Below are 11,889 nucleotides of genomic sequence, written 5' to 3' on the forward strand. Positions count from 1 at the left end.
CCCTATAAACAGTTCAAGATTGTTTATTTTTTGGATGCAACCTCGTCTTTAATTTCCTGAATTACCTGATCACCGCCTTGCTTCTTCCAATTGCTAACGAATGTATCGAAGTAATTCAGAGGTTCAGCACCCGTCACGATTTTGATGAAGGATTCTTGCTCCATCTTGGTCAGATTAGCCCAGGTCTGTTTCATGCTTGGTGTAGTTCCAGAGTAAGCAGGTGTCATCCATACAAATTTGTTTTCCCGTGTCAGTTTGTCAATGAGTCCCACTCCATTGATACGCGAGTGATATTTTGACCAGGCTGTTACATTATCCGTATCCATATTGCTCAAGTAAGTTTGGATACTTTTAATATTGTTTTTTGATTCTGTTGTCCGGACCTGATCCAGACTAATCTCTCCTTTAATCCCGCGAACGATGTCAGAGTAGTCATCCAGTAACGAGGTCGCTGAGTTGACTTCAATATTAAACGGTCTGGTAGAACCGTCTACGCCGTTCTCTTGATACTTGGCAGCTTCTGGCATAGATGTTCCCACATTTTTATCATTTGCCAGTTTATCGTAGAAAAGGTTCACTATTTTAACGGCGAGTTCCGGGTGTTCATACCCTTTTCTCACAACGATAAACTGATTAGCTGGATTGGCGTGTGCCACGTTTACCTTTCCATCTGCATCCTCCAAAGTGTAAGCCGTGAATTTCGCATTCTTATCCTTCTGCTTCACGTTGCCCAGACCCCAGTCGGGAATATGCCATGGTCCAAAAGCAATACCGCATTGGCCGTTGGTGTACAGTGCCGTAATATCATCAAATGTGCGTGTTCCAAATTGCGGATCGATGATGCCTTTCTTGAACCAATCTGCCATGACGCCTAGCATCTGCTTGGTTTCCTCCGTTGTTGAGCCATAAACAATGCTGCCGTCTTTACCCTTCATCCAGTACTGAGGGAATGAACCCTTTGTTGAGGCGACTCCGAGCATGGTATAGGCAGAACCATTATAGTCAGTTGTATTCAGGGTGTTCACAAAGGGTATACCTACCGGTTTCCCGGTTTGACCCGGATCTCTTTTCAAGAATTCCTCGGCCGTTTTCTCCACATCGTCCAGCTTGATGGCACCATCTCCGTCTGCGTCAAGCTGGATTCCCAGTAGATCCAGCCAATCCTGACGAACCCAGACCATGGTTGGTGCGGAATCTAAGGAAGTAGCTGGAAGCGCCATTAAACGTCCATCTATCGTCGCATTGTCTAACGCCCGGCCCTCATAAGAGTCGTAAATATTCTTGATATTATCTGTGGCATACTGTTTGTAAATTTCCGTCATATCTTCAATCAGATCATTATCAACCAGTTCTTTGAGTTCATCCTTGGAATCGACACGCATCATATCAGGCAGTTCTCCAGAGGCGATGGCAAGCGAAACCTGGCGACTGTAATCTTCTCCGTTGGCTTCAAATTGGTCTTTAATCTGAGCGTTAAACGCTTTTTTGACCAGTCGAGTATACGCATTGTTCTCATACGAATCTCCAGCCGGCAGTTTCGGGTTGGCTGTAGTCACACGGCCCATCGTGACGGTTATTTCGTCCTTATAGGCACTGAATGGGTCTCCCGGTGTTACCTCATATTTGCCTGCTTCCTTCGCAGTGGGAGGGTTGGATGAAGCCCCACAGGCTGCAAGGGTTGAAATCATCAGGGCAGATATCGACAGTACGGCCAGACGTCTCGTCAACAGTTTGCTTTTTTTGGACCAATTAGTTTTCATCACATTTCGATTCCCCTTTGTTGTGAATATTTCTTTATCATTGTTGTTTGCGCTTTCATTATAAAGCTTGCTGAAGACAAATCGAGATAGGGATTTAACGTCTGTTTGGATAGAAAAATGTATGCGGTTTCATTTCAGACCATGAGGTCATAGTTAGCTTGTAATCATTTATCCTACCTATCGACATACATCTGTCTATCCAAACTTACTAATCAAAGTGAAGAACAAAAAACCGGCAGCTCCTGAAACAGAAATCTGTCGGCTTGATTAATGGAATTATAAAAGTGTCTTATAGAATTTATCGTATCACATTCATGATGGTCTTCAGCGATGATTATGGGGTACAGTCACCTCCACAGTCATTTGATCGCCCCCTTGTTCCTTCCATTCCTCGACAAATTGATCAAATGAATCGATCGGTTCAGCGCCTAAAATAATTTTTAAAAATGTATCATGTTCCAGTTTTGATAGTTTACCCCACGCCTTCTCCATCGCTGGAGTTCGTATATAGGTAAGGCTTCGAACTTTATGAATGTTTGGATCGAAAAAATTTCTTCCGCCTACAAGAAGCGAGTAACCCCGCATAAAGCTGTCGCTGTGTTTATTCCAATAGGAAATACCATATTGATCATAAGGCTTCAATTTGGTTTGTTTTATTGTCGAAACCAAGTTCTCCAGCAATTTGTATTCAGACTTGTCCTTGAAATCGGCAGGTGTTTTGGTTCCCATCAGAATGTCCTGCGCGGCCTTCGATTCATATCGTGCTTCATCTGCCGGAGCAAAGAAATTGCGGCCCAGCATAAAACGCGTACCGTACTTGAACTCATCACGAAGGTACAGATTGTTAATTTTAATAATCGCTTCGGGATGAGCATATCCTTTTCGTACCACCAAGAATGAACTAGATGGATTATCCACCTTCACATGGTATGCTCCGTTTGCATCCAGCGGGAGTGCGTATGCCTGCCAGTTCGCCTCCGGCTCGTTCTGCCAGGCGCTCGGAAGGGGCCAGTACCCAGCATAGAAACCTTGAAAGAACATCCCCGCCTGACCGTTAATAACTGTTTCTTCCGCTTCTTTACGGATACCCAGTTCTGGATCGAGAAGGCCTTTGGCGTACATTTCACGCAGTTTGACCAAGGCGTCCTTCGTTTCCGGTAGAACCGAACCGTATACAGGTTTTCCATCTTTGCTCAGCCAATATCCCGGGAAAGATCCATATGCTGCGAAGATTGGCGTTAGATCAAAAGAAAAAGCACTGTTGTTGAAATCGTTATACAGTCCAGTGCTTGAAGCAAGGCCAATCGTATCCCGCTTACTGTTTCCATCTGGGTCATTCTCCACAAAGGCCTTGGCGATAGCTTCCAGATCATCTACCGTTTTCGGCGGCTTCAGTCCAAGACGGTCCAGCCAATCCTGTCGAATCCAGAGCATGCTGAAGTCTTCCGCTGTCACAGAAGGAACAGCCATTATCTTGCCAGCGAAGGTCACTTGTTCCATAGCCAATCCGTTTGTGCTATCGATAATTTTTTTTATTTCCGGTGATGCGCTATTATTATATGCCTCGGTTAGATCTTCAATTTCTCCAGCCTTGATCATCTCGTTCAGCTGCAGCTTATTTACAATCATGGCATCCGGCAGATCATTGCTGGCGATAGCCAGATCGATTTTCTGACTCAGATTTTCCTTCGATACCTGCCATAGTACCTGGATATCAATGTTAAGGTTTTGTTTAATCATCGTTTTCCATATATTCTTCTCCAGCGTTTCTCCTTCGGAGAGATCCGCGCCTGTTGGGTCTACCACATATCCCAGTCGGATGGAAACGGGATGTTCATATTTCCCTAATGGATCAGCAGCGGCAGTGTCCGAGATTGTTTTCGTTGGTCCCATTGGCGATTCACGGAAGTATGGGCTGCTGAAATATACGGTCACTGCACTTAAGCTGACGATAAGAACACATGCAGCCATCTTCTTAATCATCGCTTCCCCTTCTTTCGCCCGGTTTATTGGTCATCTGGGAGAGTACGCTTTTTATCCCCTCTGCCGAGCTGGCGATATTCGCTTGGCAGCAGGCCTGTCAATTCGCGAAAAATTCGGCTGAAATATTTTTCATCCGTATAACCCACTCGCTCCGCAATCCAGAAAATCGTGTTGTTTGTATTCAATAAATACTCTTTAGACTTCTCTATTCGTATAAATCGGGAGTACTCATTAAAGGTTTTCCCCATCAGATCCTTGAAGCATTGACTGAAATAGCTTCGACTGATGTTCAGTTGCTGGGACAGACCAGAAGCTGTAAAAGCTTGGCTCAAATCATTTTGCATGATTATAATCGCTTTTTTCACGGCGTCTACAATTTCCTGTGAATACGAAGTCTGTTCATCTGACCTACGAATGCCCACAGAGGTCTGCTTGATCCAATCTTCTACCTCGTACCAGGATTGAAAAGAATGGATCATTGAGATTCTACCCAGCGTAGTCTGGGCAAAAAGGTGATTCCATTCCATAACTATCGAGTATAGCAATCCCATCAGCTGGCCTTTATGCAGTCTTAGTGATTTGAGCTGTTCAATCAGCTGGTTGTAATAACTGTCGTTGTGGGTCCATGGTGATAGGAACCAACTTTGCTTAATACGATCCATGTCTTCATCCTGCGGTTCTATTGGAAATGAGTCCTCCACATTCATCGAAACAGTAATGACAGGATCATAAGGGTTGTATGCATAGAATAAGGACGTTTCTGTATAATTCATAATCCAGTTTTGGATTTGCGACCATGTTCGGCCTTGTACATCGGACATAACCAGCAAGGCGCCTTGGGGAACTTGATCCAGGGATTCCTTCAGTTTATGGAACAGCTGATCCTCTACGTCCATGGGTGCCGCCCACATCCAGCAGTTCCGTTCAACCTCCCATCGGATCTCGTCTACATTGAATGTCAGTTCAATCGGCCAGCTCTGTCCTGACTTGCGATCCAGTGATACAAGTGCATACACATGGCGATAATGGACATTGGTCTCACTTAGCAGTGGCAGCTTTGGTCTTGTATTCGCCAGTTCGTCAATCCGGGTATGTATTCGATGCAGCACGTGTTCGAATTGCTCCTTCTCGAGCTGAACTTTGGCTATATAGTCGATGGCCCCAAGCCTGAGCGCTTCCTGGATATAATCGAAATCTTGATGCAGTGTTAATACGACAATATGTAGTTCTGGATAGAGCTGCCTTGCAGCTCGCATCAGTTCAATACCTGACATCACCGGCATCGCGAGATCCGTCAACATCAGATCGACTGGTTGGGATTTCAGAAAATCCAGTGCTTTCAACCCGTTACTTGCTTCTCCTACAACCTCCATATTGAACTCGTTCCACGGCATCGCGGAGCTTATTCCTTTTCGTACTAATTTATCGTCATCCACTATCAATACCTTAATCATCCTCAGACATCTTCTCCTTTGATCGGAAGTATGAGCAGTATACTTGTCCCTGTACCCAATTCACTTTCGATCACCAGTTGTGCTTGATCTCCGTACTGTGCCCTCAACATGCGGTGGACATAATTGAGTCCGATGCCCATCCCTACTTTTTTATGTTCAGTTATACGATTGTTCAGAAGTCTTTGAATCGCTTCCTCGGTCATGCCTGCTCCATTATCCTGTATTAAAATATTCAGCGTTTTGGCAAGTGTAACTTCAATTTGAATAAAACCTTCGTCACTCAGTCCATGATAAAGTGAATTTTCAACCAATGGTTGCAAAATAAAACGAGGCACAGGTATTTGAAGCACTTGATCATCCGCTGAAATACGTACGTCAAATTCAAAGTCATATCGAATTTGCTGCAGGATTAGATACTGTCTTAACGCATCAATTTCCTCTTCCATCGTGGATACTTGCCCTAATTTACCCAAGTTGTAATACAACAGCTTGTTCAAGGATTGCACCAACTTGTCAATCTCCTCTTGTCCGTTCATGACGGCCAGCCAGTGTACAGTATCCAGCGTATTCATCAGAAAGTGAGGATTGATCTGATATAACAATTTTTCCACTTCCAAATCTGCACGAATCTTCTCTTTCTGCTGCACTTCCTTGAAAAGGTCGCCGATTTGATGCTGCATATTTGAGAATTCCCCCAACAGAAAGTCAAACTCAGGAATTTGAGTGCGGGTCTGGCTGCCTGCCTTTTGTGGATTCTGAGACATTCCGTTAATTTCCGAATGGAACAGACCGAGTGGTTTGTAGACCATCTTCCACAGAAGCCAAGCAAGGAATACGGTAAAGCCGAGAAAAAATAAAGCGACCAGTAATATTTGAAGCAACCACTGGTTTTTCTCCTGTTGATACTTAGCCTGCGAAATTACCGATATGACGCTCCAATTCTGAGCGGAGTCCTCCTTAAACCAATGGTAATCACGGGCTATTCCATCTTTTGCAGCACTTTTTGATAAGCTGGAGAAATTCTCCCCGACTTTCATCACTTCTGGAATTTCACTGTACACAATTTTGCCCTCACCATTCAGGATCAAATGCGATAAAGCTCCTTGGTATTGATTGTAGCCCAGTATATCCTGTGTAAGACGAAAGCCGGATTCGACGTAAATATATACATCGTCCCTTTGAGGCAGCTGTACCTTTCGCATAGCAGATAAAACAAGCTGATCATCAAATCGGTTCATACTCATATGGGGACCATAGTACGCAATGCCATATGATTTGGAAAGCACAGGCAAAGACTCAGGAGAAAAACGATCTTTGATGGGAAAGTTAGCGAACTGTGTAGTGCCTTCTTTCTGGAAATAGTACAAGGTTAGACCTATATTCGGATTAGTAAACGTTACGACATTTAACTCATTCTTTAATTCATCTCTAGCCTCAACCAATTCAAATATATTGGAGGAAGGCTTCAAGACTTCATCCAGTTTTTTGCCTAATGTACCACTATATGATAATTGCTGAGTAACATGATTCAGGTTGGTAATTGAATTTTCCAGTGATGAAGTTACCTGCTGTAGATTGCTCCTAATTCCATCATTGATTTTATTCGCAAAAATGGAATCAATGGTATAATAAGAAATTGTAAATATACTGATAAAGGGAATAAACGCACTGAGAAAAAACAATAAAAAGATTCTTTTTTTTAGTGTCATTTCGACCATTCTCCTTAGGTAAATAAAACAGCAAGCCCCTGATTATGGAGCTTGCTGTTTATTGAACAACAGCTCTATCGATTATCGTATTCCTACCTATTTAAAAAAACAGGCAATATCTTCATCCGATTCAGACTGAGAAAAGTCAGGATTCTTCCCTCTCGGTGAGGTCCAAGTCTGTTCATAATTATAGATTGATATTCCAATATGTCAAACGCTTACATGGAATTTATTTTCCCTTCCTCTTTACATATATCGACTTGCCGTTTTTTAATTGCTAATTGTAGTCATTCCGTTCATTACGTATCAAAAAAAGCGACATCGTTCAAAATCCTAACCAAGGTTTTTTCTTGTCTTTACGTGTTTTCTTCTGTTTCCGCTACCAAGCAAAGTCTTCAGCCAGCCCCAATGTCAACTACTTTTAACAGCACATCCACAAACCTCACCACTCTACCTGTTCACGTTTTGCGTCACTGTTCATTTGTGTCCCATCCTCATATTATCCATTAGTTCAGGGGCCCTTGACTTCGTCTCTCCACATGTTAAAATTCTATTCATCAATTGATATAGTGCCCTATTATGAGGAGAATGCTGGATTCAAGTAGGATCCTTAACATATGTCACCAAGTTGAAATGAGGTTATAAATGAATGGAAGATATGCTAAAGTGCGCAAAGCTTTTCAAGGAAGATCTATATAAGCAACTGGCTAGAATAGGTAAATGTCTATCAAGTGACAAACGTCTTGAAATCTTGAATGTACTATCACAAAGTCCCAGAACAGTGGAGAAATTAGCCGCATGTACAGACATGAATATAGCTAATGTTTCTCGTCACCTACAGGTCTTATTGGACGCTAAGCTTGTTAAGTTTACAAAGAAAGGAACCTACGCCATATATTCGTTAGCAGATCCAGAGATCATTGACTTTCTCTCTTCACTGTGGAAGATTAGTGAAAAACAAATTCCTGATATCAGGAGAATGAAGGATGACTTCCTAAACAACTTGAATGACATTCATACCCTATCCATGGATGAAGTAAAGAAAAAACTAGATAAAAACTCTATTATCTTAGTTGACTTGCGCCCCAAAGAAGAATTTGAAACAGGACATATTCAAGGAGCCATCTCAATGCCTATGGAAGACCTAGACGTATTAATGGGAGAGTTACCAGAAGAAGCTGAAGTGGTCGCTTATTGTAGAGGGCCATTTTGCGTTTATTCGGCACTTGCTACGAAAAAATTGCAAGTTGAGGGATTCAAGGCGTATCGTATGGAAGACGGATTGAATGAGTGGCAGGGACATTTTCACTAACAGTAACCAATCTAATCATCATATAAAAAAGACTTCGAAGTCCGCATATTTGTGGCTTTGAAGTCTTTTTGCGAATAATGTAAGCCTGCACATTATGTCACTTTATCGGATTGAAACCAAAACAATGCCAACAGCTCCAAAACTTACTGCTAAAAATGCTTGGTGCTTAAACTTACCAATCCAAGCCGTGTTCTGCAATATAGCTACTTGTAAGATCCTCTCCAGAATCGATGGTTATTTTTCCTTGAGTTCCTACGGAAACGCCAGCCTTTATTAGTAATTGACCAATATGGCAATTTTCTTCTGCTTTTTGCATCAAATCTTCTACCATGCTTACGTCTTGGGTTGCTCCTGGATTCAGAACAACATGCGGGCGGTGAGTAATACTTAATTGATCACCTTGAGTTATGTTACTTTCTGTATCCATAAAGAATCCTGTCACAGGAAGTTTATTTTTATCTAACATATATGCTAAGGTCATCGTGTAACAAGCCACTGCAGAAGAGATAAGAAGTTGTTGTGGTTCAGCCCCGTTACCACTTCCCCCTTTGGAGACTGGAATTGCAATTTGAGTTTGGATATTGTCACTTTTAATGCGTCCATCGCCCTGTGCATCTTTGTACCAAACCGTATTCATGTTAATTGTTTTTTTAGCCATATTAACATCCCCTGTTAGGTATTGTAAGTCCAAAACTTCGTAAGTTTAAGATCCTCTCAATGCACATAAATCTACCAAAACTTATAGTTTGCTCTAGTTAACAAAAGAAACCGACATTACAGCTGTGCACTGTCGGTTTCTTTCCTGATTTTAAACCTAATTGAAATAGTCAGAGTGTGCTAAATCAATTTTTAGAATGTGCTATAAATCCTGATTTCTGGCTCAGCTTGAAGCAGGTCTTTGAGCCCAACAACGACATCATTATTAAATAGATCACTTTCGAGATAAGCCTTAGCATCAGCTTCACTGTTAAAGCCATGCAAAACTTGAACATCCTCATCACGCTCAAGCAACTCTTTAGAAACCGCACCGGAAATACCAGACAGGAAAGGCTCTTTATAAGTTGTATAAACCTTTGCAGCTGCCTCACGTTCTGGCGCATTAATTCTCAATGTAATTTGAAGATATGCTTTTGCCATAGAAATCAAACCTCCAATTAAGTTATGTATCGTTCGATTAAATTATCAATTAATCAATCCATTAATTGAATTATAATAAACGGTTTTTCTAACGTCAAGCCTACAAATAACACATTCACATATTTGTAATATGAATTTATATTTTGTCTTATTAATTTTTGTTTCTTGAATTAAAACATCTATACTGACACAAAGAGGTGGGTAGAGTTAGCCAATATTCAGGAAATTGCTGATTTAGCTGGGGTGTCGACAATTACTTGAAATGCACCTTCAATAAAACGCCTAAAAAAGGACATAATACTGAAGGTGCACCGTTTGTTTTTAATCGAAAATTTAAACTTCATCGGACAGTAACTGTAAATGTTTTTTTAGTTGTTCAAATTGAACAAAACGACCTTCGCGTAGATATTCTCTCCCACCAAGAAAAACTAAGATTGTCGGTACAGAAAAAATCAAAAATCTCCCTGTGATTTCCTCCACTTGATTCGCATTAACACGTGCAAGTGCCAATTTAGGGTATAGATTAAGCATAGTTTTGAGCTTAGGGTAAATGGCGTGGCATACGTTACAATCTTCTTGGGATACATATATCATACTCAAAGGATTACCACCGATGAAGGAATCTATTTCTTGTATTGATGTCAGTTCCACTACACTCATAATAAAACTGCTCCTCTCTTAAAGATACTTATGACTCCTCACATACATTCCAATCATGAACTCCTTCTTCAATTCGATAGGCCCTATACCCTTGCTTCAGCATATAATCTACCGCTTGAGATGCCAACGAACAGTATGGGCCTCTACAATATGCGACAAGTTCTATAGTACTTTTATCAACTGTCTTCAGGTAATTCTCAAGTTGATCTAATGGTATTGAAATGGCATCTGGTATATGAGAAGCATCATATTCATCTGTGGGACGAATATCTAGAAGAACAACAGTCTTTTTTTCATTTTTCTAACAAATCATGTTTTTTGCAGCACTTGACCAAGTTAGTATCTAGTAGGATTTGTAGATGACGAGAAACATTTGCAACGTTCATCCCCGTATGTGTTGCTAAACCTTCAACTGCTTTTGGACCATTGGACAAGATGTCCATAATCTCTAAGCGCTTATCACTTGATAAACATTTCACGATTCGAGAAAATTGTTGATATATCGGTCTTTGATGTTAAGCTAGCTAATCATGTCCATTTTTTACACTTTAAAATAAACAAGTATGTAATTTAAACGTTCATGCGCAGTTTGAGGCGTGTATACAATTTAATTATTCTTAGGCGGGATATAGCGCAGCCATCATCTGTACATTGAACTCAGTGCAGTGAGCGACAAGTAACTTTCCTTTAACAATTGCTCTTTACCTGTGTTTTTGCCCATTTTAAAAGCCCATTATGCTTCATCATATCGTTCTAAAAATTTTGCGACGATTCGATCAGCTGATTGAATTGCCCCTTCCAGATGTCCTCCCTGTTGATCAGCCGTCTCGGTGCCCGTAAAAAATATGCCCTCTCCCCAATGATCTCCGTAAACAGGACCGTAATTTGGATAGTCACGAAGTGGTTCGGCATCTTCCTCAACAGCTGTATTGGTATCGCATGACCAATCTTTAAATAGTAGTGTATTTACATTCTCGGCAGCAGGCCCATAAAGTCTAGCCAATTGTTCCAACACAAGCTGCATGAGTTTATCTTCCCCCAAAATCTGCCGTTTTTTTGCCGGTAAACCAAAAAAGCCAAAAAGCGCACCTGTTCCTGTACCTGGTGAAGCATCATGAATTTCTTGTAAAGGGCCCACCCAACTTGATGCAAAACCGGAGAGTCCAGCTTCACGCCAAAATGGTCGGTCGTAAATGGCAATAACTTTAGCTTGACCGGCCATCCATGTTGGTTTATCAATTAAATATGACTTCAGATCATAAGGAAGTTCTGGCTCGAATTTAATATTTCTTTCAACCAACCGTGGTGGAATAGCGAGAATAACTGCAGTTGTGTAAAATTGTTTTTCATTGGCTTCTAAGCAGATTGTACCGTCTTCTTCTTGATGAATTGAAGTTACACGTGTATTAAGCTGGATTGATCCTGATGGCAAAGTAGCACTAATCGCCTCAATCAGAGACTGTACTCCACCAACAAATCTTAGCGAAGGCTCCATTGACCCCTCTGGCAAAAAAAGCTGTTGTGGCGTTTCATGTTGGGATCGTTCTAGGAGCATTCGTCCTTCATTAAATTGATTAAATGTCTCCAAACCCAGCTCTTTCGTGAGTTGAGTAATAATTTTCTCATAGCGTGGCCAGAACCATGTAGGTCCAAGATCGAATTTTCCGAGTTCAGGATTGTCTGAGACCTCTAAAGTCAAAACTCTACCCCCGATACGATCTCTGGATTCTAAAACAAAGCATTTTATACCGTGCGCGGTGAGTAACGATGCTGCACGAAGTCCACTCAAACCTGCACCAACGATGACCACCGGAGCATTTTTTTTAACTTGGTTTCTCATTGTTTCTCTCCTTCATTCATGCCTTTCAGCAGGG

The 11,889-nt window shown here is 41.5% G+C and carries 9 protein-coding genes and 1 pseudogene; 1 reads left to right on the plus strand and 9 read right to left on the minus strand.

Translation table 11 applies throughout. The features are described 5' to 3' along the window. Positions 1-23: 23 nt before the first annotated feature. The 4 genes from ACN6NF_RS12375 to ACN6NF_RS12390 form a co-directional block, all read right to left on the minus strand. Positions 24-1,760 (minus strand): type 2 periplasmic-binding domain-containing protein, encoded by a 1,737-nt coding sequence (locus ACN6NF_RS12375; RefSeq protein ID WP_474319049.1) that lies wholly within the window; start codon positions 1,758-1,760, stop codon positions 24-26. A gap of 324 nt (positions 1,761-2,084) precedes the next feature. Continuing rightward, positions 2,085-3,743: an extracellular solute-binding protein gene (locus ACN6NF_RS12380; protein WP_474317985.1), complete on the minus strand. Its 1,659-nt coding sequence runs from the start codon at positions 3,741-3,743 to the stop codon at positions 2,085-2,087. A gap of 23 nt (positions 3,744-3,766) precedes the next feature. Further along, complete coding sequence (locus ACN6NF_RS12385; RefSeq protein WP_474317986.1) at positions 3,767-5,197, minus strand: response regulator transcription factor; 1,431 nt, start codon at positions 5,195-5,197, stop codon at positions 3,767-3,769. A 2-nt stretch (positions 5,198-5,199) separates the two neighbouring features. After that, positions 5,200-6,906: a sensor histidine kinase gene (locus tag ACN6NF_RS12390; RefSeq protein ID WP_474317987.1), complete on the minus strand. Its 1,707-nt coding sequence runs from the start codon at positions 6,904-6,906 to the stop codon at positions 5,200-5,202. A gap of 649 nt (positions 6,907-7,555) precedes the next feature. Between ACN6NF_RS12390 and ACN6NF_RS12395 the strand changes: the two genes are divergently transcribed. Continuing rightward, complete coding sequence (locus ACN6NF_RS12395; protein WP_474317988.1) at positions 7,556-8,218, plus strand: ArsR/SmtB family transcription factor; 663 nt, start codon at positions 7,556-7,558, stop codon at positions 8,216-8,218. Positions 8,219-8,390: 172 nt separating this feature from the next. Here ACN6NF_RS12395 and ACN6NF_RS12400 read toward each other — a convergent pair whose 3' ends face one another. The 5 genes and pseudogenes from ACN6NF_RS12400 to ACN6NF_RS12420 form a co-directional block, all read right to left on the minus strand. After that, positions 8,391-8,876: an OsmC family protein gene (locus ACN6NF_RS12400; RefSeq protein WP_474317989.1), complete on the minus strand. Its 486-nt coding sequence runs from the start codon at positions 8,874-8,876 to the stop codon at positions 8,391-8,393. Positions 8,877-9,067: 191 nt separating this feature from the next. Next, complete coding sequence (locus tag ACN6NF_RS12405; RefSeq protein ID WP_474317990.1) at positions 9,068-9,355, minus strand: hypothetical protein; 288 nt, start codon at positions 9,353-9,355, stop codon at positions 9,068-9,070. A gap of 333 nt (positions 9,356-9,688) precedes the next feature. Further along, positions 9,689-10,015 (minus strand): thioredoxin family protein, encoded by a 327-nt coding sequence (locus ACN6NF_RS12410; RefSeq protein WP_474317991.1) that lies wholly within the window; start codon positions 10,013-10,015, stop codon positions 9,689-9,691. Positions 10,016-10,043: 28 nt separating this feature from the next. After that, positions 10,044-10,518: pseudogene (locus ACN6NF_RS12415) on the minus strand (rhodanese-like domain-containing protein). A gap of 230 nt (positions 10,519-10,748) precedes the next feature. After that, entirely contained in the window at positions 10,749-11,855 is a 1,107-nt protein-coding gene (locus tag ACN6NF_RS12420) for a flavin monoamine oxidase family protein (protein ID WP_474317992.1), read from the minus strand. Positions 11,856-11,889: the final 34 nt, after the last annotated feature.

It is taken from the genome of Paenibacillus sp. TSM33, assembly GCF_056099025.1.

Coding starts and splice junctions, on each gene's coding strand:
- ACN6NF_RS12385 (WP_474317986.1), bottom strand. CDS start 5,197: ATGATTAAGGTATTGATAGTGGATGACGATAAATTAGTACGAAAAGGA.
- ACN6NF_RS12410 (WP_474317991.1), bottom strand. CDS start 10,015: ATGAGTGTAGTGGAACTGACATCAATACAAGAAATAGATTCCTTCATC.
- ACN6NF_RS12375 (WP_474319049.1), bottom strand. CDS start 1,760: ATGAAAACTAATTGGTCCAAAAAAAGCAAACTGTTGACGAGACGTCTG.
- ACN6NF_RS12400 (WP_474317989.1), bottom strand. CDS start 8,876: ATGGCTAAAAAAACAATTAACATGAATACGGTTTGGTACAAAGATGCA.
- ACN6NF_RS12390 (WP_474317987.1), bottom strand. CDS start 6,906: ATGACACTAAAAAAAAGAATCTTTTTATTGTTTTTTCTCAGTGCGTTT.
- ACN6NF_RS12405 (WP_474317990.1), bottom strand. CDS start 9,355: ATGGCAAAAGCATATCTTCAAATTACATTGAGAATTAATGCGCCAGAA.
- ACN6NF_RS12395 (WP_474317988.1), top strand. CDS start 7,556: ATGGAAGATATGCTAAAGTGCGCAAAGCTTTTCAAGGAAGATCTATAT.
- ACN6NF_RS12380 (WP_474317985.1), bottom strand. CDS start 3,743: ATGATTAAGAAGATGGCTGCATGTGTTCTTATCGTCAGCTTAAGTGCA.
- ACN6NF_RS12420 (WP_474317992.1), bottom strand. CDS start 11,855: ATGAGAAACCAAGTTAAAAAAAATGCTCCGGTGGTCATCGTTGGTGCA.